The following is a 24,214-nucleotide window of genomic DNA, read 5'->3' as shown; positions in this document are numbered from 1 at the left end:
TATTCTGACTGTTGCCCTGTGCATATCCGTGGCATGGCTTTACGTTATCACCTGTCTTTATCTGTTTCAGCGCCATATCATGTACAGCCCCGCCACAAGCGCCCCCGCCCTTCCTGCACATGCCATAGACGGTATCCGCGCCGTCACCTTAACAACAAAAGACAATCTCGCGCTTTTGGCATGGTATATTCCTCCGCAAGATAATAAGCCCGTGCTGGTTTTCTTCCACGGCAATGCCGGACATCTCGGCTACCGCGCAGGCAAAGCCCAGACGCTGCAACGCGCCGCCGGAACCGGCATGCTGATGCTCAGCTATCGCGGCTATGCCGGAAATCCCGGAAAACCAACGGAGCAAGGCTTTTACAAAGACGGACGCGCGGCCATGCACTTCCTGCAGGATGAACTGCATATCCCGCCGGAGAAAATCTTTATTTACGGTGAAAGCATCGGCACAGGTGTCGCCGTGCAGATGGCCACGGAATTCAAAGCCGCAGGTCTTATTCTGGAAGCACCCTTTACCGGCGCAGCCTCCGTTGCCAAAAGCATCTATTTTATGATCCCGATCGATCTGCTTTTGAAAGACAGGTATGACAATATCGACAAAATCGGGCATCTGGACATGCCTCTGCTGATTATTCACGGCACAGATGACAATATTGTGCCGCAGACCGAAGGCGGGCGCCTTTATAACGCCGCGCCGCAACCAAAAGCCTTTGCAAGTATTGATGGCGGCGGGCATAATAATTTATGGGATTTCACACAAACCCCCGCCGTCATAACAGCGTTTACGGAAGAAAACACCGCCCTGCAAAATAATAACCTGCCGGAAGAGGTCACGGAATAACCATGCCATCCCTGATAAAAATATCCCTTTCCACCGCCGCCTGTCTGTTTCTGGCCTGGTTGATGGTTGTCGCCTGTATGTTTGTTTTCCAGCGGAAATTGATGTATCTGCCCGATACCAATCCGCTGCCGCCGCCCCGCGTTTTCGGCGTTGACACGCTGGAGAGAATTTCCCTGATGACAAAAGACGGTCTGCGTCTGCAAGCCTTTTACATGCCTGCACAAACGGAAGATACCGGCACAATTGTGCTGTTTCACGGCAATGCGGGGCATATCGGTCACCGCGTTGCCAAAGCCGCCATCTATCACCTTTTCGGTGTCGGTGTTTTACTGGTCGAATACCGCGGCTATGGCGGTAATGACGGCACACCGACCGAAGAGGGGCTTTATACCGACGGACGCGCCGCAATGGATTTTCTGACAAAGGAAAAGAACCTGCCGCCTGAAAAAATCGCTATTTACGGCGAAAGCCTCGGCAGCGGCGTTGCCGTACAAATGGCAACCGAATATGATGCCGCAGCTTTAATTCTGGAAACACCTTTTTCCAGCACAGCCGCCGTCGCCTCTGCTATTTACCCCTTTATTCCGGCGCGCCTGCTGCTGAAAGACCGCTACGATAATATTGCGAAAATCCGCAATATCAAACCGATGCCCGTCCTGATCGTGCACGGCACCGAAGACGGTGTTGTGCCGTTTACCGAGGGAGAAAAACTGTTTGAAGCCGCAGCGCAGCCAAAGAGATTTATCCCCATCGAAGGCGGCAATCATAACAATCTCTATGATTTCCCGCAAACCGGTACGGAAATAGGCGCCTTCCTCAGACAGCAAGGTATTTTCAGGCTGTTCCAAAAAAAATAGTCCTTTATCGCCATAGCAATACCGCCCAATATGATAAATAACATAATCAATAAACCTTTTATTAACGATTTCTATGGCATGATGGAACTATGGGGCAGAATTTGTTCCAAACGCGAAAGTATTTCGCAAATCTAAAAACGTAAAACGTTAAACCTAGAAAAGGGAGAACTACAATGGCAGAAGTAACACTTACCGCAGCACTGCGGACAAACCTCCTCAGCCTTCAACGTACGCAAAGCCTTCTGGACTTGACCCAGAACCGTCTTGCCACGGGTAAAAAGGTCAACAGCGCGCTCGATGATGCCAACGCATTCTTCGCATCGCAATCGCTGACCAACCGCGCAAGCGATCTGGAGCGTCTGCTCGACGGTATCGGGCAGGGTGTACAGGTTCTGAAAGCGGCTGATCAAGGTATCACGACCATCACATCCTTTTTGGAGCAACTGCAAGCCGTCGCACAGGAAGCGCTGGATCAGGCAAATGCTTCAGGCGGTGCGCCGACTGACCAAACATCTCTGGAAGCCAGCTATGATGAGCTGATTGCACAGACGGACTTTGTGGCAGCCGATTCCGGCTATCGCGGTACCAATCTGCTCGATTCAGGTGACCTGACGGTGACCTTTAACGAGGATGCGAGCTCAACCCTGACGGTGTCCGGCGTTGACTTCACCACAGGCGGTGATCTGGCCATCTCGGCAGCTGACTTCTCTGACGCAACAGCCGCACAGGCTGCACTGGACGAGATTTCCGCCGCCCTGACGCTGGTGCGCGCACAGGCACGGTCTTTCGGTACCAATCTGAACATTATCCAGACGCGCGAGGATTTCACGGAAAACCTCATCAATACGCTGAAGGAAGGTTCCGACAAGCTTGTCCTTGCCGATAATAACGAGGAAGGTGCAAAACTGTTGTCGCTGCAAACGGCGCAGCAGCTGGGTATCACCTCGCTGTCTCTGGCATCCCAGGCTCAGCAGTCTGTTCTGCGTCTGTTCTAATAAGAACAGATCCAAGAACAACAAAACAAAGAATACGAATATGTCGGCGGCGTCTTTTCAGACGCCGTCGATGCTTTTATCCGCTTGAACTTGACAGCTTTTACGCCTAATATCGTTGCGGATAGAAATTCTAATTCCTCTTAAGGAGAAACAGGAAAATGGCACCCTCCCCAAGACAGGCCTCACCCGAACTACAGCAGGTGATGGACGAATGCCGCGAAAAAATCAATAAAACGCTGGAAAAAATGCTGACCAAAGGGGACTGGGCAGAAGCACCTTTATGGGATGCCATGCGCTACGGCGTGCTAAACGGCGGAAAACGCCTTCGTCCTTTCCTTGTTATGCAAGGGGCCAAAATCTTCGGTGTTGATGAATACCGCGCCCGCCGTGTCGGTGTTGCGGTCGAGCTTTTACACAGCTATTCCCTGATTCATGATGATCTTCCGGCAATGGATGATGCCGACACACGTCGCGGCAAGCCTTCCGTTCACAAGGAATATGACGAGGCAACCGCGATTCTGGCCGGCGATGCACTCTTAACACTGGCTTTTGAAGTCTTGGCCACGCCGGAAACCCATGAAGACCCGCGCGTCCGTATCGAGCTGGTATCCGAACTGGCCGGCGCCGCAGGCGGCCACGGCATGGTCGGCGGACAAATGCTTGACCTTCTGGGCGAGCAGGAAGAATTCGATATCGGTACCATCAGCCGCTTGCAGCGCCTGAAAACAGGGAAGCTGATTGCCTTCTGCTGTGAGGCCGGCGCCATCCTCGGCAAAGCCAACCCCGCCCACCGTCAGGCTTTGCGCAACTATGCGCATGATCTCGGTATGGCCTTCCAGATGACGGATGATCTGCTTGATATCACCGGCAATCCGGAAGAAATGGGCAAGGATGCCGGAAAAGACGAAGATGCCGGAAAAGCGACCTTTGTCTCCGCCATGGGCGTCGAGGCCGCACAGTCACGCGCACAAATGCTGTGCCAGCAGGCAAAATCACATCTGAAGATTTTCGATTACGGCCGCGCCGACATGCTGCACCATGTCGCGGATTACGTCTTGCAGCGCCGCGTATAGATTATTTACTGATCATCGACAATGATATCAGGATGCGCGAGTTTAAAGACCGCTCTCTGCATATCGTCCACACCATATCTCTTGTGGGAACTTGTGCTATGCGGCACAGGGAAGGCCGCGGGATGTTTCTTCAATACCGCTTCCGTTGCCGCAACAACTTTATCCATTTGTTCTTTTTTAATTTTATCTGATTTCGTCAGAATAATTTGATAGGCAACACCCATCTTATCCAACAAATCCATCACTTCCTTGTCACCCTCTTTCAAGCCGTGACGTGAATCGATCAGAATATAGACATGGCGTAAATTGGGACGATATTCCAGATAATCGCGAATCAGATTATTCCACGACTTCACCGCGCCTTTTGATGCCTTGGCATAGCCGTAACCCGGCAAATCCACAAGACGGATACTGCCATCGGAAACCGCAAAAAAATTCAGTTGTTGCGTACGACCGGGCGTGTGTGATGTCCTTGCCAGACTCGCCTGCCCCGTCAATGCATTCAACAGGCTTGATTTTCCGACATTTGACCGCCCGACAAAAGCCACTTCCGGTACGGAGGTATCAGGAAGGGCATCGACTGTGGCCGCACCGGTCACGAAGACGCATCCGCCTGAAAACATCTGCCGGATTTGTTTTTGCACATCTTCGGACATATCAGCTTTTCTTTTTCGGTTTGGCAGGTTTTTTTCCGGCCTGCTGTTTCTTTGCCTTTTTCTTCGGCGCGGGGTCAGGCGTTTCCTCTGCCTCTTCTCCGTCACCTTCTTCCGCACGGCGGCGCGCCAACTCTTTCTGCGCATCTTCCTGCGGGTCATCCAGACGACCGCGGATCAGCGAAATCGGCACATTCAGACGGCGCAGGATCACATATTGCTGCATCACGGTCAGTACGTTACTCCAGGCCCAGTAAATCACAAGACCGGAGGCAAAATGCGCCAGCATAATGGTAAACAGGTAAGGGAAATAGCTTTTCAACAATTTCTGCGTCGGATCCGTCGGTTTCGGGCTCATCTGGTTCAACCAGAACATGGTCAGACCCATCAGGCAGGGCCATGCGCCGATCATCAGTATTTGCGGCAGCTCAAAAGGAAGCAGCCCGAAAAGATTAAAGATGGATGTCGGGTCAGGCGCGGATAAATCCTGAATCCAGCCCCAAAACGGCTGATGCCGCAGCATAATATTGGTCAGGATCACTTTATAAAGCGAGAAAAAGATCGGAATTTGCACCATCATCGGCCAGCAACCGGAGAGCGGGTTCACCCCCTCCTTCTGATACAGCTCCAAAAAGGCGGTTTGCAGCTTTTCACGGTCATTGGCGTATTTTTCTTTCAGTTCTTTCATCTGCGGTGCCAAAATCGCGGTTTTGGTCATCGAGGTAAAGGCGCGGCTGGTCAAAGGAAAGGTCAAAAGCTTCAGAATAACCGTCAGCACCAGAATACCGATTCCGATACCGAAAGAATTGCCCAGCCATGTCAGCAGCATGAAAAGCGGCTTGGTCAAAAACCAGTAAATACCGAAATCAATCGCCAGTTCCAGATTTTTGATGCCGTGCGCGGCTTCGTATTTGCGCAGAACGGCCTGTTCTTTAGCGCCGGCATAAAGCCTCATCTCATGGCGAACGGTTGCACCCGGTGCGATATTCATCTCCGGTGCAACGATATCGGTCTGATATTCCTCCGCAGCCTCCGTTCCCTGCCGCACATAGCGTACGGTATTCATACTCTCCATATCGCCGGGAATCAGCCCCGCAAACCAGTATTTATCGGTAAAACCGATCCAGCCCTTCGCGTTTTCATAGGTTTTTGCCTCACCGATTTCAACGCTGTCGTAATTCGGACTGTCCAGATCATTATCAAGCCAGGCCAGCGGCCCTTCATGCAGAATGAAGAAACCCATATAATCGACAGGTTTTCCCGCACGGCTCAATGCGCCATACGGGTACAGCACCTGTTTTTCTGCGCCGTAATTCGTCACGCTTTGCGTCACATGGAACATATAGTCATGGTCCAGCGTGATGGTTTTGCGGAACAGCAGCCCTTCATTATTATCCCATGACAGTACGATACGATGTGCAACGGCGGGATCATTCTCAACCGCCGTATTTTCCTCTACCTGCCAGATTGTTTTCTCATCGGGCAATGCCGCCTGTTCATGCGACACCCAGCCGAATTGCGCGTAATAGGAATGCGCCACACCTTCCGGCGCAAACAGACTGACCAGTTGCTTTTTCGCGACTGTTTTGTAATGCCCCAGCAGCATCAAATCATCCAGACGCGCGCCTTTCAAAGAAATCGAGCCCTTCAGATGTTCCGTTTCAAAGGACAGACGCGGTGCGGCTTCCTGACTTAGAATCTCGTCACGCGTTTTTATGCGCGCCGCCTCCGCCGCGGCTTCTTCCGCCGCTTTTTTCGCGATATAGGCGGGGTCGTTCTTCTCGGCTGCGGCTTTCAGCTCCTGCTCGGCAGCATATTTCGCCCGTGCCGCTTCCATGCGCGGCTTTTCAAAAAGAAAATAGAATCCGGCCAGAATAACCAGCGAAAAAACAACGGCCGTAATTATATTACTGGGCGGGACACTATTCGGATCATCGGGACGACGCATCGATCAGGCACTTTCTTTTTGAAGTTCTTTCAGGTTTTTGTCTTGTGTTCGTTTAGTTTTTTACCGCTTTTTCGGCGCGGATGCCAGTCAAAAAAATCCGGCACGGGATCATAGCCGTGCGGTCCCCAGGGATGGCATTTCATAAAGCGGATCAAAAACAGCCATCCGCCCTTTAAAACCCCGTATTTCTGCACAGCCTGTCTGGCATAGGCCGAGCATGTGGGATGAAAACGGCAACAAGGCTGTTTCAACGGCGAAATCATCAATTGGTAAAATTTAATCAGCAGCAGCAGCGGATATTTGAAAATTTTCATCATGCGCCCGCCTTTACACCCAGTTTTTTCAGCGCATAGAGAAAATCGCGTTCCAGTTCTGAAAATGCGCTTTCCGCCGCCCGCCAGCGCCCGATCAGCACGACATCGAAACCGCCCTCTGCGACTTGCGGCAAAATATTCCGCGCCAAGGCGCGCAAACGGCGCTTGATACGGTTACGCCGCACCGCATTGCCGGTTTTTTTCGTCGCGGTAAAACCAACGCGAATACCGCCGGCATCCTCTTCGGCGCGGCGGAAAATCTGCACAACAATATTCTGGGTGACTTTCTTTTCTCCGGCAGCGGCGGCGCGCAGAAAATCCGCACGTTTTTTCAATGTCGTCATGGCCTGTGGCTGTGACATATTGCCCCCTGCGAATAGAAAAAGAGCGGAAAGAAATATCTAAAATATCAGTAAAAAAGCGTTTTAAAGGGCGGGGCGGACCCCGCAGCCCAAAGCCTTACGCAGAAAGACGAATACGTCCTTTTTTGCGACGGTTGCTCAATACGCGGCGGCCGCCGACAGTGGCCATGCGCGAACGAAAACCGTGGCGACGTGCGCGAACAAGGCGGCTAGGTTGGAATGTACGTTTCATTTTTTAAACTCCGTTTCTTCTTTTGTTTACCGATTCCCCTCTCGGAATCCGGCAAAAAATCCCTATAGGTGGTGGTTTATATCGTGATTTACCTCTATCTGTCAACATAAAACCGTGTCTGTTTAAAAAGCTTTCTCCCCGATTTTTTGCAAAAAACGGCAAAATTATGCTACAATAAAGTTATTGAGATGCCGCATAGCGGGTTTCAAATCGGAACGCCTTAATGATATAAAATATCATATCGCAGGGTTCTGTGGTGCAACATATATATAAGGAGGGCCTATCATGGACTTCGAACGCTTGACCGACAGGGCAAAACGCGCCCTGCAATCCGCGCAAACACTTGCGCTTCGCCATCATCATCAATATCTGCAACCCGCACATATGCTCAAGGCGCTGCTCTTGGACGATAGCGGCGTTATCCCGCGTCTGGTTACGAATGCGGGCGGACGGGCCGATGCGCTGTCATCCGCCGTAGATGCCAAAATCGCCGCTTTTCCCGAGGTTGAAGGCAGCGGCGCAACCGGCCTGCATGTGTCAACCGAGCTGGCACGGCTGCTGGATAAGGCACATCAGATCGCCGAAAAAGCGGGCGATAAATTCACAACGCTGGAACGTATCCTGCAAGCCATGAGTGTGGAAAAATCCGCCGAAACCCATGAATTGCTGGAAAAGGCGGGCATGACCGCAAACGGGCTCAATCAGGCCGTCAATGACATGCGCAAAGGCAAAACCGCCGATAGTGAAACGGCGGAGGATAAATACGAGGCACTGGAAAAATATTCCCGCGACCTGACCGCCGATGCGCGGGAAGGACGGCTTGACCCCGTCATCGGGCGGGATGAGGAAATCCGCCGCGTTATTCAGGTTCTGTCCCGCCGCACCAAAAACAACCCCGTCCTGATCGGGGAGCCGGGCGTCGGTAAAACCGCCATTATCGAAGGGCTGGCGCTGCGCATCATCAATGGTGACGTGCCGGAAAGCCTGCGCAACAAGAAACTGCTGGCGCTTGATCTCGGCGCGCTGCTCGCCGGTGCGAAATTCCGCGGCGATTTTGAAGAACGGCTGAAAGCGGTGCTGGAAGATGTCCGCGCCGCCGCAGGAGAAATCGTGCTGTTTCTGGACGAGCTGCACACGCTGGTCGGTGCCGGTAAAGCCGAAGGCGCAATGGATGCGGGCAATATGCTTAAACCCGCACTGGCACGCGGCGAGCTGCATATGATCGGCGCGACCACGCTGGACGAATACCGCAAATATATCGAAAAAGACGCCGCGCTGGAACGCCGTTTCCAGCAGGTTTTCGTTGCCGAACCGACGGTGGAGGATACGATCTCCATCCTGCGCGGCTTGAAAGAAAAATACGAAATGCATCACGGTGTGCGCATTACCGACTCGGCGCTTGTCGCGGCGGCAAATCTGTCCAACCGCTATATTGCCGACCGTTTCCTGCCCGATAAGGCGATTGATTTGATGGACGAGGCCGCCTCGCGCCTGCGCATGGAGGCCGACAGCAAACCCGAAGCACTGGACGAGCTGGACCGTCGCATCATGCAGCTGAAGATCGAGCGTGAAGCCCTGAAAAAGGAAAAAGACGATGCCAGCCGCGACCGTCTGGAAAAGCTGGAGAAAGAGCTTGAGGAAATCGAATCCGAATCCTCCTATATGACGGCGCAATGGCAGGAGGAGAAAGACAAGCTGCTCTCAGGCCAGAAACTGACGGAGGAGCTGGATAATGCCCGTATCGAACTGGAGCGGGCCCAGCGCGAAGGCAACTTCACCCGCGCGGGGGAGCTGTCCTATGACATTATCCCGTCTTTGGAAAAGAAACTCGCCGCCGCCGAGGGGCCGGAAGCCGCAGGCGCGATGATTAAGGAGGAGGTACGCGAAAGCGATATCGCCGCCGTCGTCAGCCGCTGGACGGGCATCCCCGTCGACCGCATGCTGCAAGGCGAGAAAGACAAACTGCTGAAAATGGAAGAAGCCCTGAACAAACGCGTCGTCGGGCAGGAGGAAGCGGTGATTGCCGTCTCCAACGCCGTGCGCCGCGCCCGTGCAGGCTTGAAACGCACCAATCTGCCGATCGGCAGCTTCCTGTTCCTCGGCCCGACAGGGGTCGGGAAGACGGAGCTGACCAAGGCACTGGCAGGCTTCCTCTTTAATGATAACAGCGCCATGCTGCGTCTGGACATGTCGGAATATATGGAGAAACATTCCGTCTCCCGCATGATTGGTGCGCCGCCGGGCTATGTCGGTTATGAGGAAGGCGGTGCCTTAACCGAATCCGTCCGCCGCCGCCCCTATCAGGTGGTCCTGTTTGACGAGGTGGAAAAAGCCCATCCCGATGTCTTCAACATCCTGCTGCAAGTGCTGGATGACGGCCGCCTGACCGACGGGCAGGGACGCGTGGTCGATTTCTCCAACACCGTGCTGATTATGACCTCGAATCTCGGCGCGGAATATCTGGTCGGGTTGAAAGAAGGCGAGGAAACCGAAAGCGTCCGCAGTCAGGTGATGACCTCCGTGCGCGCGGCCTTCCGCCCCGAATTCCTGAACCGTCTGGACGAAGTTCTGCTCTTCCACAGGCTGGAGAGAAAACATATGGCCGATATCGTCCATATCCAGCTGAAAGATGTACGGGACCTGCTGAAGGACCGCCAGATCGTGCTGGATATTGATGACAAAGCCGTGAACTGGCTGGCCGATCAGGGCTATGACCCCGCCTATGGCGCGCGCCCCTTGCGCCGTGTCATTCAAAAGGAAGTGCAGGACAAACTCGCCGGCCTGATCCTGGCAGGCGAGGTGCTGGACGGCACAACCGTCAATGTCAGGCTAAAAGGCGATACGCTGGATTTCAGCACCGCAAAAAAGCCTGACGCCGCGGAAAAACCCGAACGCCCCAAAAAATCCGCCGCGGCGTAAGCAAAACAAAACTCCAACAAGAAGAGGCGGCCTCGCGCCGCCTCTTTTTATTCCTACTACCCACACCATAGAAATATACAAACTTGACAAATATTCTGTCACCATAATAAAGTTTTATTGGGTGTAGGACACCTCCGACTTACCATCGTGTCAAACGTCCTGAATTATTTCTCTTGCAATAGTTATGCTCTTTCAATGAGTTATAGCGTAATCGATGGACTATAACTCTTATAGAAAGGACATATCTATGTTCACTTTACCTATCTTTGTTGACTCAGCCACTATCGAATCGATGAAAGCTGATCTGAGGAAAACCCTCCCCGCAATTAAATCATCCCATCGTATAGAAGCACTGGCACGCGCACTAGGTTTTCAAACAAATGCCGCATTGCGTGCTGCAACTAATCAACATTCTTCTTTCGAAACTATTGTAAGCTGGAAGGATTTTAGAAATTACCTAAATGGCAAAGACTTTCATCCTACTGCAAAGCCACTTTACCTTGCCGCAAGTAAGGCCGCTATTCGGCGCATCATGGACAGATATCCCATGTTAACTCGATCAGGAATCGGCATTCATACGCAAAACCATCCAGAAGAAACCCTGCAAGAATACACACAGCGTTTTATGGGAGAGCGTAATGACATGTTATTGGATTTTGCTGTTGAAGAATTTCTACGCTCTTGCCACTTAGTTAGTGAAATTCCGAAGACAAAAACAATTACTACAAAATACGGTAGCTACAAGCTGAAGCATATAGCAGAAAAGCTTAGCTTTACTTACCCAGACGGAGAAGTATCAGAACCTAAATATGTATGTTCGGGCAGTCTAGTCTTTGCAGCAATACACTTAGGCTTTAAATTTAAAGAGAACACAGCGCCACACAGTATAAATTTTAACATGCAACAACGTTCCATTGAATACTTAGATCGAAAAATTAGACCTAGTAGGTACGCCGCATAAAATAAAATATATATTTTAAACTTCAAGGAGGCGACCGATCGGTCGCCTCCAGCGTAATAAACACTATTTTTTCTCGGCAAGCTTCTCCTCCGCAGAAATAAGCCCCGCACTATCCTGATTGCGTTTTTTCCATTGCCGTTTTGCCATCGCCTGCATATCAATGGCCTTGTCGGTTTCATCGACAATTTCCGCGCCCAGCAGGGTTTCGACGACATCCTCCATCGTCACAATGCCGGAGACACCGCCATATTCATCAATCACCAGCGCGATATGTTCGCGCTTTTCGATAAAATCGCCGAAAATCTGGAACAGCGTATAGCCCTCCGGCACGGTAATAATATCGCGCCGGAATTTTTCCAAAGGCGCATCTTCCTCGCTGTCGATCAGATGTTCCAGCACATCATCTTTCAGCACATAGCCGATGATGGTTTCCGTTTCCGCATTTTCACGCAAGGGGATACGGCTGAAGGTCAGATCCTCCTGAAAATCGTAAAACTCCCGCGCCGTCATTGTTTGCGGGGCGGAAACCACGACAACGCGCGGCGTCATCACGTCGCGCACTTTATATTTGCGGAAATGCAGCAGATTATGGATGAAATTTGTTTCCGTTTCGTCCAGATGCCCTTCTTCCGAGCCGATCTGCGCCAGCGCCAGAAAATCGGTGCGGGAGAAGATGCTCTCTTTCTCGCCTTTATTAAACAGCTTGGTAATTCCCTGACAAAGCCAGATCACAGGCGCCAGAATTTTCAAAACAATATCCAGACAGCGCACGGTAAAGGGCGCAAACAGCTTCCAATTCGTCGCCCCGATGGTTTTCGGGATAATTTCGGAGAAAATCAGAATCGCCGCCGTCATCAGTGCCGGCACAACAAAACCCGTAATCATCGGATTGCTGTCCGCCCAGATTTTCGTTGCCTGCTGCCCCACCCCGATCGCGCCGACCGTATGGGCAATCGTGTTCAGCGTCAAAATCCCCGCCAGCGGGCGGTCGATATTGTTTTTGAAATTCTGCAAAATCGCGCCGACTTTCCCGCCTTCATTCAGCTTGATCTGCATATAGGAGGGCGAAATACTCAGCAACACCGCCTCCCAAAGGGAGCAGAGGAAGGAGAAAATAATCGAAATAGACAAAAAACCGATAAGGGCGGCAAACATATGGCGGGTCTAAACCTGTTTCTTTCGTGTAAAGCCGGACTATTATATATAATATAAATTGACGGAAATTCCAAGAAATAGCCGTCCATCCCTGAAAAAGATACGGGCAGAAAAATGAGCAACGGCAAAACACAGGAAAATCTGGAGGCCTCCCACACCCCCGCCGCCGTCAAACAGCGCATCGGCAGCCCGCCGCAGCACAGCTATGTCGGCGATGCCGTGCTGGGCGGCATTGACGGTTGCATCACCACTTTTGCCGTTGTCGCGGGCGGCGTCGGCGCAGGGTTTAACCCTGTCGTGGTGGCCATTTTAGGCTGCGCCAATCTGGTCGCCGACGGTTTCAGCATGGCCATCAGCAATTACCAGAACGCCAAAAGCCGCGAGGAAGTCATCGAAAAAACGCGGCGGGAGGAAGCCCATCATATCGCGACCGTCCCCGAAGGCGAACGCGAGGAAATCCGCCGCATCTTCAAAAACAAGGGCTTCACAGGCGATATACTGGAAAAAATCGTCGCCACCATCACGGCGGATGAAAACCGCTGGATCGACACCATGCTGGTGGAGGAACACGGCCTGCCCGTCAGCGTGCCGAAACCCGCCACCGCCGCCTTTGTCACATTCGCTATGTTTCTACTGGTCGGGCTGGTACCGCTGCTGCCGTTTTTCCTAACCGCGCTGCCGCTTGTACAAGCGGCCTCCGCCAGTGCAGTTCTTACCCTTTGCGCTTTTTTCACCATCGGCGTCTTAAAAGGGCAAGCCATGCAGCGCCCGCGCCTCCGCGCAGGAATCGAAACCCTGCTGACAGGCGGCGCGGCGGCAGGACTTGCCTATGCCGTCGGTTTCCTCCTCAGCCGCGCTTACGGGATATGACTTGTTTTAAGGTGTCGGCTTCGGCGGTTTCGGCTTTGTGCCGCGGGATTTTTTACCCTTATTAAAAACCTCCGTCAGGCTGGTCTTATTGCGCATCAGCTTACGCTTCACGCCGGGCGTAATCTTTTTAAGGGCGATTGTTTTATCAACGGCCTCCATATCGACAGGCACAATCTGGGAGATTTTATGCACCATCGCCGAAAAAACCGTATTGCTGTTAAAGGAAAAGACGCGATAGAGAAAATCTTTGGCGTTAAATTCCTCCGCCAGTTCTTTCAGCCGGTCGATCACCTCCAGCACCTCCTCCTTCGTGCCGGAGAAAATAACATGCCCGTCATAGGGCTGATGGTCACGGTCAAGCCCGGATGTTTCAGCCAGAACAACCTTATTCGTCACATAGGCTTTTAATTTATCTTGCGGCGTGCCGATCGGCGTAATTTTCTTTGTCTTGTCGCAAAAGGAAAAACCGTTGATCTGCACAACGCGCTTTCCCGCATCGTCAAAAATATCCAGATATAAATGACCGGCAAAACCCGCAAAAGGCTGCACCTTTGCCTCAATCGTCCATGGCATCCGCAATCTTCCTTTTATTTTCTGCAATATGTAAGGCTATGAGCCTAATGCGTAGCCTTGCCGGAGTCAATCCGGCAAAGCCCGCGCGGTAAAAGCAAACCGGAAAGCCGGATTTTTTGCATCCGCCTATGACCTGTGTTAGCCTGCGGAATATGTTTGATGTCCTTGAAAATATCCTGGCTTATAGCAGCTCCCGCCCGCCGCCCCTTTTATAGATAAAAACCCGTACCGCAGCGCAAAGCTATGCGGCTGTTTATCTATGTTTTTCAAGGAGGGCGCGTGAATAAAAGGAACGATAATATAAAAGAGCAAAAAAAATGGGATAAAATCGCAACAAGGCTTCAAATCATTATTCTGATCCTGTTTCTTCTCATCCTCCTGACCCGCATGGTAACGCATTAAAAACCCACCGCTTTGTGACAAAGTTTGGGATTCTCGCGAGGGAATTAATTGTATCGTGTCCCGCTTTTTCCACACAGGCACAAAGCGGGGTTGCATTCGGGATTCCCGTCAGGGAATTAATTGTATCGTGTCCCACTTTTTTCCACACTTTTTTCCAATAAGGCCGGATTTTCAATCTAATCTGACCCCTTTACTTCTCCTCGATTGTCTCTTCAATTTCTACACAACAAGGCTCTTCGTCAGAGGACGTGATAATGAATTTAACAGTCCTTCCATCGTCAGTTTTTTTGAATAACTCCATCGACACAAAATGATCAAGAAATGTTTTACATGGGTATTGACGAATATAAATCAATGGATCATGTCTAAATGTGACATCCCGAGGCGCCTTCATAAGGGTTTCGAAAGGTGTATTTTTCCATTGTTGGCTAAAATTTATTATTTCCCACGACACATCTTTTGATGAAGACGAAATCCCCCATTCAGGTTTGGGGCGTAATCCAGGAATACTCAATGAAAAACTATTGTCATACCCTTCTTTATCTGAATGTGCTTCGCCAGCTAATGTGATATTACCTTTTTGTGTTTCAAAGGTAATATGAAGAAGAAAGCGCTTTCCTAAAGATTCATACAGATTTGTAGCACGAACGGTTTGCCAATCCTGATTAACGAGCATATCTATCATTTGGAGTTCGTCCATTTTTAAACTCCTTAATCGTTGAAGTGGATTGGAAAAAGCGGGACACAATACATTTAATCCTTCCCCCACAAGAAAACAAAACAACAGATTTCATTTTAAGGTGGTTGGCGGCAGAATAAAGAAAAAAGACCCCATTCAAGGGGTCTTTTTGTCTCCACTTCCAACTAACGCGCAACCGGCGCAGCTAAAGCTGCTTGTTTGCGCGAAGTTTCCAGTGACAAACAAAGAAAAAAGCCCCCAACGGGGCTTTTTTCTTTGTTTGTGGTGCCCAGAAGAGGACTCTTACTTAAATAGACACCACATTAAGTTATTGATAAACATTGATTCACTAACGTTTCACCTTATCGACCCCACATAAAAGTATACCGTTGTGTATACCGTTACGTATACCGAAATATACGGAATACGTCCACGTTTTGCAAGCAAAAAACGCAGATTTTATGTACGGAATCTTATCATGACTTTGTGAGATGCGGAGGCAGTCCAGTGGTATTCTTTTGTCGTTCCTTCCGCGCGACTTCCAGAGCGCGAGCCTTCACAGCTTCCTTCTGTTGCCGCTCTTGCAACTCTTGCTCCAGACGCTGAAAAACGGGAAGATAGTTGTCGCCTAAATCCGCAACCAGACTCGCAGCTGTCCGGTAGGCCTCACGCAGATCTACAAAAGAAACCTCTTCGCCGTCGGCGTATTTACGCTTGTATGTAACCGGCTCTTGCGGCTTGTCCATTCCGGCAGCACATCCTTCCAAGTTTGCAGTTTAGTTCCCTCCTGCAGCGTGCTGAGCTTTTAAAAGCCTTATCTTTCTATTATACCGCAAAAACACACTAAAAACCCTAGGAAACCAGCATTTTGAATATCGAAAAACCAATTTAACAATAAAATACAATGAAATAGAATAAACAATAATAGTTTATAATTATGTTAATTGGGTAACGCCTTGAAAATACTACCAGTGTAATAGCACCATAAAAAGAATCGGTAGCAATTTATAATATTATGTTGCCAGCATTAAGCGACCGGCAAAAAAAGCAAATGACCCCATCTGTGTACCAGAACAGACATCCCCAGGGTTCTACAACCCTCATTAAAGAAGCTTAAAGAAACAGCTCAGGGCATTCTCGACAACATTTATTATGAACGATGATATAGATCAGGTGCATAGTTGCCACACCTGCCAACAGGCAGAAAAACGAAATATAAGCATAGGAAAGGAAAAGCCAAACCACAGCGATAACGATGATCAAGGTCAATCCAAATAGCCGCATATGCAGATATCTCGAAATCAATGGAGGCGTGACGATCAGAAACATATAAATTGCGTAAGTCAGCTCACGCGGGATAAAATAATCGAGGAACATCGTATCCTCATAAGCTATTGAATGATTATTAATGGCTACCTTGACCCAATCGGGATTAGCTAAATGTGGGATATATAATGTCAGCCCTAATGCTAGCCCCGCAAAAGAAAACATCAGAAGTGTTCTTTTTCGTTTACTACCAGGCGGCTCCAGAAAGTAAATAGCAAAAGGAATCCAGGTGGGCCACATAAGCCATGAGAAAAAGATAAATCCCATCGCTCCCCACCAGACCATATTCGGATCACCATTTGTCAATCCCATCCAGACATGCCCTTCCATCATTTGCTGAATGCCTGCCAACACCGGCATCATGGAAACGGGAAAATAGCGCATGTTAATTTTATAGGCTTTCCATGCCGCATAAGCGCCCCCTGCCAATAGTATGCCACCAGCCACAAAACTGACAGGTTCTGACATGCACATACCTTACACTTTCTTATTCTGAAGATGCACGGCAAGTAGACTACTTAGGTCAATCGCATTACTGGGATGCGGGATTGTATTGCAAGTCACTATTTTTGCGGTGCCAGCCTTCTGCAGAGCTTCATACCCACCTCCCGAGAAGACAGCATGCACGCCAATACAAACTGGCGGATTCATTCCAGCTCTTTTTAAATGAATCACTGTTGCTATCATAGTGTGTGCGGTAGAGATAATATCATCTACGAGCACAGGCGTATGAGCCTTGTATTGATCAACATCCGGCACAGAAACTTCTACCTCCTTATCCCCGCGCCGCGTCTTAGTCAGAACTGTGTAAGGTACATCTGCACGCGCCGCCACGTCCGACACCCATTGCTCACTCTCTTCATCCGGGCCAATTAGAACGGGTTTCTCTACATTGCCCTTAATCCAACCCGCGATGGCGTCGGCAGCGTGGATCACCTGTGCCGGAATAGTATATATTTCTTTCATAGTCTTGTGACGGTGAAGATGCGGGTCAACAGTGATCAAGCTATCAAAATGTCGCGATAAAAAAGCTGCAAAGATATTGGAAGTGATCGCTTCTCCTTCATTAAAGCGCTTGTCCTGACGCATATAGCCAAGATACGGCGCAATCAGTCCCACTGATTTTGCACCCAGCTCTTTGGCAGTTTGCGCAATAAACATGAGCGTCATAGCTTTACTGTCAGGATGATCAAGACTGCAAAATAAAATCACATCTTTATCTTTTACATCGGTTTCCAGCCGCACTAAAGTTTCACCATCCGGAAAATGGTGGATTTTTACTGCTCCCAGCTCATATCCGGTCTCCTTGACTAGCGCTACAGCGTGCTCTTCATTCTTCGGATAAGCAAATAAGAGACTCATGATGTTTCTCCTTGAATGTCTATGATCCCATTCTGTTCTTCAAGATAACTCAACGCGTAATCAAGCTCCCCCGGCGCATTAGAATGCACGGTAAAAAGCGGTTGGCCTTTTTCAACCTTTGTGCCCACCGGGCTATGGAGATCTACACCGGCCTCCCTATCCGCAGGAGCTCCGGCCAATTTTGCCACACGGGCGATACGGCGGTTATCAATAGCCATGACCTGCCCTGCTCTATTCGATTCAATCACCTGCGTATATCCAGCGGTCGGGATATCCTTCATACCCCCCTGAGCCTCACAAATTGCCTGAAACTTTTCCCATGCCTTGCCGTTTTCCAGAAGAGCCATAGCCAGTGCTCGACCTTGTCCATTTTCAACGTCCGGTGAAAATTCTAGAATATATCCAGCCAAGTCTAGTGCCCGTTGTCGTAAATCATCCGGAGCATCTTTTTCCCCCTTCAACACAGCTATAAGATCTCGCGCTTCCAAAGCGGGACCAATGCCACGCCCGATCGGCTGACTGCCATCGCTTGTATGCACACGCACGCCTATCCCCATTTCTGCTCCTGTTTGTTCCAGGTAACGGGAAAGTTCTGCGGCCATCTCTATAGAACGTATCTTAGCTGTAGGTCCTACCGGTATATCGATTAAAACGTGCGAAGATCCGGCAGCAATTTTTTTTGACAGAATAGACGCAACAAGTTGCCCTTCACTATCGAGATCCAAAGCTTTTTCTACGCGAATGAGAATATCATCTGCAGGGCTTAAAGACACTGAACCACCCCAGACCACACAGCCATTTTCCAACTCCACTACTTTGCGCATAGCTACCACATCAAGATTAACATTGGTCAGCACTTCCATCGTATCCGCCGTTCCTGCCGGAGAAGTTATAGCACGCGATGAGGTCTTTGGCATGGTCAGCCCGTGCGCTGCAACAATTGCTACCACAATCGGTGTTGTACGGTTTCCTGGCAAGCCGCCGACGCAATGCTTATCCACCACCAGTTTCCCGCCCCAATCCAGCTTCTCACCACTATCAACCATAGCGCGGGTTAAATGAACGACCTCCATCCCATTAAGTCGCCCGCCTGCACAAGCGGTTAAAAAAGAAGACACATGAATGTCTGAATATCGACCGGCAACTATGTCATTGACAATCAACCGCAAATGATCCGATCCCAATGCATTACCATAGATTTTAGAGCGTACATGGCTGAGAGAATGAACGGGAGAAGGATGAGAAACATGGATTTCATCCCCATCCCGGGCTTCAAGCTTTTGTAGAGCATATTCGGACAAGCTGACCTCGCCATGCTGCAAAATATCGGATGTCACCATATTCAACGTCGCGATCAAATATTCCCCGTTTAGAGTTACTTTAACCCGCGCCTGTACTTCAAAGCCTTCAGCACGACAAACATGGCAATCCTCACGCATATATATCACGGCCTCCTTATAGGTATCTATACCAAGGCGCCGCAGCTTCAATATAGACTTAGGTCTGTCCGTCATAATTCCTCCGTTTGTAGGTATTCGGGAACCTCTGTGTTCCAGCCAAATTTTTCTTCGATTTTATCTCTCATACTTCGCGCCGCTGTCGCTTCGCCGTGGACAACAAATACCTTACGTGGTGGGCTTTTAAAACCACCCATCCACGACAAAATTTCAGCATAATCGGCATGCGCCGACATGTTATCGAGCTTCTCGATCTGTGCCCGCACTGGAAAAAGTTGACCATGGATTTTGATTTCCTTTTCTCCACGAGCCAGTCTAGCACCACGCGTTCCTCCGGCCTGAAATCCAGCCAAAAGGATGGTATTGCGCTCATCACCAATATAATTCTTTAGATGGTGAAGAACACGCCCCCCAGTCGCCATACCGCTAGCTGAAATAACAATCTTCGGCATATTGTTATTTTTACTGTTAATAGCTTTGGATTGCTCTACAGAGCGCGTGTATGTTGCAACTCCACAAACATCCATACAAAAATTAGGGGGCATTCGGTGATCATTTATATGTTTACAAAGCAAATCAGACACATTGATTGCCATAGGACTATCAAGAAAAACTGACAGATTACGTGGTATACGACCAGTGATTTTTAGTTTGTGAATGTAGAACATCATAGCTTGTGCTCGACCAACTGCAAAAGCAGGGATCACAACCGTACCACCTCTCTGAATGGTCTCCTGAACGACACGTTCAATATCTTCTGTAGGATCACTTTTCCCGTGCAGTCTGTCACCATATGTTGATTCCACAACAATATAGTCAGCATCTTCTATTTTTTCCGGCGCTTTCATTACAGGATCGTCAAGACGGCCTATATCGCCAGAAAATAGGATGGATGTACCGCCTTTGTCGCTAACCCTAATAAAAGATGCCCCCAAAATATGTCCGGCATGATGCAAAGTAAATTCAAGCTCATCTGTAATCTTGTACGGCTTACCAAAATCAACAGGTTTGAAATATTCAAATGTCTCACGGGCTTCTTGCTCCGTGTAAAGCGGCAAAGCTGGTTTATGTTTGGTATAACCATAGCGGTTAGCGCGTTCAGCGTCATCTTCCTGAATATGACCACTATCGGGCAACAAAATTTTGCATAAATCAAACGTGGCCTCGGAACAGTATATCGGCCCTTCAAACCCAGCATTTGTCAGTTTGGGAATATAGCCGCTGTGATCCAGGTGGGCATGAGTTAAGATCAACGCATCAATGTCGCGTGGGTTGACCGGGAATCCTTGCCAATTACGCAGGCGCAGCTCCTTATGGCCTTGAAACAGGCCACAATCTATCATAATCTTCTTACCACCAGCTTCTAGAAGATATTTCGAACCGGTCACCGTACTAGTTGCACCTAAAAATGTCAGTTTCATTTAAATCTCCTTAGATGGATGGTTTAATGTTCAGATTTTGGCAAGCTGAAGTATAACCATACATATCCGGCCAGGGCAGATATCAAAGAACCAGAAAGTATTGCTATTCTGCCAACCTCAGAATTACCCCCAACAGGAAAGGCCAGTGTGTTTAAAAACAACGCCATGGTAAAACCTATCCCACCAAGTAACGCCACACCAAAAATATGCCGCCAACTCACGTGAGGGGCCAAACTGGCAAAACCAAATAGATGTGAAAGCCACGCGAAGGTAAAAATACCAAGCGGTTTTCCAAGAACAAGTCCGGCAATAATACCGAGTGAGAGCGATGATTCCAAATAATGCAGAGTAACATCGCTAATAATAATTCCAGCATTAAAAAAAGCAAAAAGCGGTATAACGAAAAACGCTACCCACGGGTGCAAACCATCCTCAACAAAGCGCAAAGGGATATGAGTGCATGACTTTTTAAGCCGTAAAGGCAAAGCCAGCCCCACTGCAACACCAGCCATAGTCGGATGGATGCCGGATTCTTGAAAAGTCGCCCATAAAAAGATGCCGATGACGACATAAAGCGAAGCACGAGGTACACCCAAGCGATTCAATACAAATAAAGTAGCAATACCAAGTAGTGAGAAAAGAAGAACGCTCACAGTCAGGTGACTACCATAGAAAAGTGCAATAATCAGAATCCCGCCCAGATCATCAAATATGGCCAGCGCGGCCAGAAACAGCTTCAGCTCAATCGGTACACGCTTGCCCAGTAATGACAGCACGCCGAGACTAAGTGCAATATCGGTAGCCGTTGGAATCGCCCAGCCTTGAATCCACTCGTGACTATTTCGGTTGAGCAAAAAATAAAACGCCGCCGGAATTGCCATCCCACCTAAAGCCGCAAAAGCGGGCAGGAGTATTTGGCGCATGCCAGAGAAGTGGCCTTCCAGAATCTCGCGCTTAATTTCAAGGGTAACGGCCAAAAAGAAAAGTGCCATCAGTCCTTCATTAATCCAAAACACCAGCGGCTTTTGCAGAACAAAATCTCCGAAACTGATCGCAACAGGCGTGTGGTGAAAAATATCGTAAGCTAGCTTCAGGGGTGAATTAACACAGAACAAAGCAACAACCAGCGCACCAATCATCATAAGACTAGCCCATTGATCGGCACTAGCGATTTTACCCGCGACAGCAAAATGGCGTGTACGCTTTTGCATATTTCTCATTACTCTTTAGGAAAGAAATGATGCTTGGTGTCACCATCATGGTGCACGAGATTGACAGTTGAAACTCTCGGGTTATCAAAAACCCCTATGCTGTGATATTTAAACCACCAATATCCAGTACAGGCAAGGCCCAAAAAGCCCCCGATCAGCATGAGACAAGCACCTGCCTTCATTAGCTTTGAGCCTTCTTTACCCCCGTAATAAAGAACCACCAGACCGGCGCCGATCAGTGCGATTTCTAGCATGGCTGCAATGTCACCAGAAAATTGATCCATATTTCCTTCCTCTGAGATGTTCCATTTTAATTTTCGTTCCCTTTCAAATTTTTACACGCCGCAAGCGCAGTGCATTCAAAACAACTGAAATCGATGATGCGCTCATAGCAAAGGCGGCAAACATCGGACTAATCAATATGCCAAAAAGCGGAAACAAAAGCCCCGCCGCCACCGGAACACCAGCGGCATTATAAACCAAGGCAAAAAACAGATTCTGACGGATATTGCGCATGGTAGCGCGCACGAGGCGGCGGGCGCGGACAATACCGTCAAGATTGCCTTTAATGAGGGTAAAACCTGCGCTTTCAATCGCCACATCCGCACCAGTACCCATAGCAATGCCCACATCGGCTTGCGCCAAGGCTGGTGCATCATTGACACCATCCCCAGCCATCGCGACTTTGAGACCCTGCTCCTGAAGTTCCTTGATAATCCGGGCTTTATCCTCCGGCAAAACGTCGGCGCGGATCTCATCAATCCCCAACCGTCCGGCCACAGCCTTTGCCGTGCGCTCATTATCACCGGTCGCCATGATAATCCGGAAACCAAGCTCATGCAGCGCTTTCAAAGCCGCAGGTGTTGTTTCCTTAACGGGGTCAGCCACACTGACCAGCCCGGCAATAGCGTTGTCAAGAACAACAAACATCACCGTTTCACCCTCATCACGCCGTGCATTAGCAGTCTCAACCAGTGCCCCGCTATCAAGCCCCATATCAGCGATCAGTTTAGAATTACCGAGTGCCACTGCATGCCCATCAACCACGCCTTTAACACCTTTACCTGTGATAGCTTCAAAGTCCGTGGCATCCGCCATATCTACGCCACGCTCTTCTGCTCCTTTCACGATAGCTTCAGCTAGCGGATGCTCTGATCCGCGTTCAAGTGAAGCCGCAAGACGCAGAACTTCGGCCTCATCATGCCCCTCTTCAGGCAGCACCGCAACCAGCTTAGGCTTTCCTTCAGTGAGGGTACCCGTCTTATCAACAATCAAGATATCGACCTTTTCAAAACGCTCCAGAGCTTCGGCATTCTTAATCAAAACACCAGCCTGTGCGCCGCGCCCTGTCGCCGTCATAATCGACATCGGCGTGGCCAGACCAAGAGCGCAGGGACAGGCGATAATCAACACCGCCACGGCAGCAACAAGACCATAAGACAGCGCCGGATCCGGACCCCAGATAGCCCAGCCAATAAAGGCAAAAATAGCAACAAGAATCACCACAGGCACAAAATATCCGGCTACCATATCGGCATATTTCTGGATCGGAGCGCGCGATCTTTGTGCATTAGCGACCATCTCAACGATTTGTGAGAGTGTCGTATCTGCGCCCACCCGTGTCGCCTCAATAATCAAACTGCCCGTGCCATTGATCGTGGCCCCGGTCACAGTATCTCCGGAGACTTTTTCAACCGGTACCGGTTCACCGGAAATCATCGATTCATCAACCGAAGACCGGCCCTCAAGAACTTTTCCATCCACCGGCACTTTATCACCTGGGCGCACACGCAGCTTATCGCCAACCAGCACATCTTCAAGCGGAATTTCCTCTTCCGTGCCGTCTTCACGGATCACACGGGCGGTTTTAGCCGCCATATCCAGTAACGCCTTAATCGCCGCCCCCGTGCGCTCACGAGCACGTAACTCCATAATCTGGCCTAACAACACAAGCGTTATAATGACAGCAGCAGCTTCAAAATAAACCCCGACATGACCTTCAGCATCACGAAATCCATCAGGGAAAATATCAGGCATTAGAACCGCAAAAATACTGAAGATATAAGCTGCGCCCGTACCCATAGAAATCAGGCTAAACATATTGAGTTTCATAGTGCGGAAAGAGTGAAAGCCTCGCACAAAAAAAGGCCACCCCGACCAGACAATAACGGGCGTACCCAAGGCAAATTCAATCCAGAGCGTCATGCGTTCCCCAAAAAACTCACGGATAGCAGTAAACCCAACGAAAGGCGACATTGATAAAATAAGGAGCGGTATTGTTAAAACTGCCCCCACCCAAAAACGGCGAGCGAAATCCACAAGTTCCAGATTAGGTTCCTCATCATCCCGAGCAGAAGTCGTTTCGGCTTCAAGGCCCATTCCACAAATAGGACACGACCCCGGTTTAGGCTGACGCACTTCGGGGTGCATGGGACAGGTATAAACTGTTCCACCAAACCCTTCCGGCACCCTGTCGTATTTGCCACCGTGCTTGAGCGCGTCATCGGTAGGCTTATTGTCACCGTGATGGGCACAATGGGAATGATCTTCAGCCATTTTTGTCGAGCCGTGGTCATGTGAGGCCATGTCATTTCTCCGCT

The 24,214-nt window shown here is 49.8% G+C and carries 24 protein-coding genes; 7 read left to right on the top strand and 17 right to left on the bottom strand.

The genetic code is table 11. The features are described from left to right. Nucleotides 1-28 precede the first annotated feature (28 nt). The 4 genes from HND56_00710 (at nucleotide 29) to HND56_00695 (ending at nucleotide 3,769) form a co-directional block, all read left to right on the top strand. Nucleotides 29-844 (top strand): alpha/beta hydrolase, encoded by an 816-nt coding sequence (locus HND56_00710; GenBank protein ID QKK04289.1) that lies wholly within the window; start codon nucleotides 29-31, stop codon nucleotides 842-844. 2 nt (nucleotides 845-846) lie between these two features. Further along, nucleotides 847-1,701 carry an alpha/beta hydrolase gene (locus HND56_00705; GenBank protein QKK04288.1) on the top strand — a complete coding sequence of 285 codons (855 nt, stop codon included), beginning with the start codon at nucleotides 847-849 and terminating at the stop codon, nucleotides 1,699-1,701. Between the two features lie 173 nt (nucleotides 1,702-1,874). Then, nucleotides 1,875-2,696, top strand: coding sequence for a flagellin (locus HND56_00700; protein ID QKK04287.1), 822 nt, complete (start codon nucleotides 1,875-1,877; stop codon nucleotides 2,694-2,696). 158 nt (nucleotides 2,697-2,854) lie between these two features. Next, a complete protein-coding gene (locus HND56_00695; protein QKK04286.1) occupies nucleotides 2,855-3,769 on the top strand; it encodes a polyprenyl synthetase family protein in 915 nt (304 codons plus the stop codon). 5 nt (nucleotides 3,770-3,774) lie between these two features. Here HND56_00695 and HND56_00690 read toward each other — a convergent pair whose 3' ends face one another. The 5 genes from HND56_00690 to rpmH form a co-directional block, all read right to left on the bottom strand. Continuing rightward, nucleotides 3,775-4,425 (bottom strand): YihA family ribosome biogenesis GTP-binding protein, encoded by a 651-nt coding sequence (locus tag HND56_00690; GenBank protein ID QKK04285.1) that lies wholly within the window; start codon nucleotides 4,423-4,425, stop codon nucleotides 3,775-3,777. Nucleotide 4,426: 1 nt separating this feature from the next. After that, entirely contained in the window at nucleotides 4,427-6,370 is a 1,944-nt protein-coding gene (gene yidC / locus HND56_00685; GenBank protein ID QKK04284.1) for a membrane protein insertase YidC, read from the bottom strand. A gap of 29 nt (nucleotides 6,371-6,399) precedes the next feature. Next, entirely contained in the window at nucleotides 6,400-6,687 is a 288-nt protein-coding gene (gene yidD / locus HND56_00680) for a membrane protein insertion efficiency factor YidD (protein ID QKK04283.1), read from the bottom strand. Then, nucleotides 6,684-7,028 carry a ribonuclease P protein component gene (gene rnpA, locus HND56_00675; GenBank protein ID QKK06513.1) on the bottom strand — a complete coding sequence of 115 codons (345 nt, stop codon included), beginning with the start codon at nucleotides 7,026-7,028 and terminating at the stop codon, nucleotides 6,684-6,686. Before rnpA ends, yidD begins: the two co-directional genes overlap by 4 nt. A 115-nt stretch (nucleotides 7,029-7,143) precedes the next feature. Next, a complete protein-coding gene (rpmH, locus tag HND56_00670; GenBank protein ID QKK04282.1) occupies nucleotides 7,144-7,278 on the bottom strand; it encodes a 50S ribosomal protein L34 in 135 nt (44 codons plus the stop codon). Nucleotides 7,279-7,563: 285 nt separating this feature from the next. Between rpmH and clpB the strand changes: the two genes are divergently transcribed. Both clpB and HND56_00660 read left to right on the top strand, forming a co-directional pair. Then, nucleotides 7,564-10,197: an ATP-dependent chaperone ClpB gene (gene clpB / locus HND56_00665; GenBank protein QKK04281.1), complete on the top strand. Its 2,634-nt coding sequence runs from the start codon at nucleotides 7,564-7,566 to the stop codon at nucleotides 10,195-10,197. Nucleotides 10,198-10,444: 247 nt separating this feature from the next. Further along, nucleotides 10,445-11,158, top strand: a complete 714-nt coding sequence (locus HND56_00660; protein ID QKK04280.1) for a hypothetical protein — start codon at nucleotides 10,445-10,447, stop codon at nucleotides 11,156-11,158. Nucleotides 11,159-11,221: 63 nt separating this feature from the next. Here HND56_00660 and HND56_00655 read toward each other — a convergent pair whose 3' ends face one another. Beyond that, nucleotides 11,222-12,313, bottom strand: a complete 1,092-nt coding sequence (locus HND56_00655; GenBank protein QKK04279.1) for a DUF21 domain-containing protein — start codon at nucleotides 12,311-12,313, stop codon at nucleotides 11,222-11,224. Nucleotides 12,314-12,427: 114 nt separating this feature from the next. Here HND56_00655 and HND56_00650 point away from each other — a divergent pair, with 114 nt between their 5' ends. After that, nucleotides 12,428-13,183 carry a hypothetical protein gene (locus HND56_00650; GenBank protein QKK04278.1) on the top strand — a complete coding sequence of 252 codons (756 nt, stop codon included), beginning with the start codon at nucleotides 12,428-12,430 and terminating at the stop codon, nucleotides 13,181-13,183. A gap of 6 nt (nucleotides 13,184-13,189) precedes the next feature. Here the strand turns inward: HND56_00650 and HND56_00645 are convergent, their stop codons facing one another. From HND56_00645 to HND56_00595, 11 genes are all read right to left on the bottom strand, one after another. After that, a complete protein-coding gene (locus tag HND56_00645; GenBank protein ID QKK04277.1) occupies nucleotides 13,190-13,756 on the bottom strand; it encodes a hypothetical protein in 567 nt (188 codons plus the stop codon). A gap of 138 nt (nucleotides 13,757-13,894) precedes the next feature. After that, on the bottom strand, nucleotides 13,895-14,254 hold the full coding sequence (locus tag HND56_00640) for a hypothetical protein (GenBank protein ID QKK04276.1): 360 nt from the start codon (nucleotides 14,252-14,254) through the stop codon (nucleotides 13,895-13,897). Between the two features lie 94 nt (nucleotides 14,255-14,348). Then, a complete protein-coding gene (locus HND56_00635; protein ID QKK04275.1) occupies nucleotides 14,349-14,858 on the bottom strand; it encodes a hypothetical protein in 510 nt (169 codons plus the stop codon). Nucleotides 14,859-15,313: 455 nt separating this feature from the next. Next, a complete protein-coding gene (locus tag HND56_00630) occupies nucleotides 15,314-15,583 on the bottom strand; it encodes a hypothetical protein (GenBank protein QKK04274.1) in 270 nt (89 codons plus the stop codon). Between the two features lie 367 nt (nucleotides 15,584-15,950). Next, complete coding sequence (locus tag HND56_00625) at nucleotides 15,951-16,637, bottom strand: hypothetical protein (GenBank protein QKK04273.1); 687 nt, start codon at nucleotides 16,635-16,637, stop codon at nucleotides 15,951-15,953. 3 nt (nucleotides 16,638-16,640) lie between these two features. Next, on the bottom strand, nucleotides 16,641-17,525 hold the full coding sequence (locus tag HND56_00620) for a ribose-phosphate pyrophosphokinase (GenBank protein QKK04272.1): 885 nt from the start codon (nucleotides 17,523-17,525) through the stop codon (nucleotides 16,641-16,643). Then, on the bottom strand, nucleotides 17,522-19,039 hold the full coding sequence (locus HND56_00615) for a thymidine phosphorylase family protein (protein ID QKK04271.1): 1,518 nt from the start codon (nucleotides 19,037-19,039) through the stop codon (nucleotides 17,522-17,524). Before HND56_00615 ends, HND56_00620 begins: the two co-directional genes overlap by 4 nt. Beyond that, a complete protein-coding gene (locus HND56_00610; protein QKK04270.1) occupies nucleotides 19,036-20,403 on the bottom strand; it encodes an MBL fold metallo-hydrolase in 1,368 nt (455 codons plus the stop codon). The genes HND56_00615 and HND56_00610 overlap by 4 nt, the downstream gene beginning before the upstream one ends. A gap of 23 nt (nucleotides 20,404-20,426) precedes the next feature. Next, complete coding sequence (gene nhaA, locus HND56_00605) at nucleotides 20,427-21,614, bottom strand: Na+/H+ antiporter NhaA (protein ID QKK04269.1); 1,188 nt, start codon at nucleotides 21,612-21,614, stop codon at nucleotides 20,427-20,429. An 8-nt stretch (nucleotides 21,615-21,622) separates the two neighbouring features. Beyond that, the gene (locus tag HND56_00600; GenBank protein ID QKK04268.1) at nucleotides 21,623-21,898 is read right to left on the bottom strand and encodes a hypothetical protein; all 276 of its coding nucleotides are present in this window, start codon (nucleotides 21,896-21,898) and stop codon (nucleotides 21,623-21,625) included. Between the two features lie 43 nt (nucleotides 21,899-21,941). Further along, complete coding sequence (locus tag HND56_00595; GenBank protein ID QKK06512.1) at nucleotides 21,942-24,170, bottom strand: copper-translocating P-type ATPase; 2,229 nt, start codon at nucleotides 24,168-24,170, stop codon at nucleotides 21,942-21,944. Between the last annotated feature and the right edge of the window lie 44 nt (nucleotides 24,171-24,214).

It is taken from the genome of Pseudomonadota bacterium (assembly GCA_013285465.1).
In the GTDB taxonomy this organism is placed as follows: domain Bacteria; phylum Pseudomonadota; class Alphaproteobacteria; order Micavibrionales; family CSBR16-224; genus CSBR16-224.
Note: the sequence above shows the minus strand (reverse complement) of the source record. Positions and strands in the feature narration are given on the sequence as shown.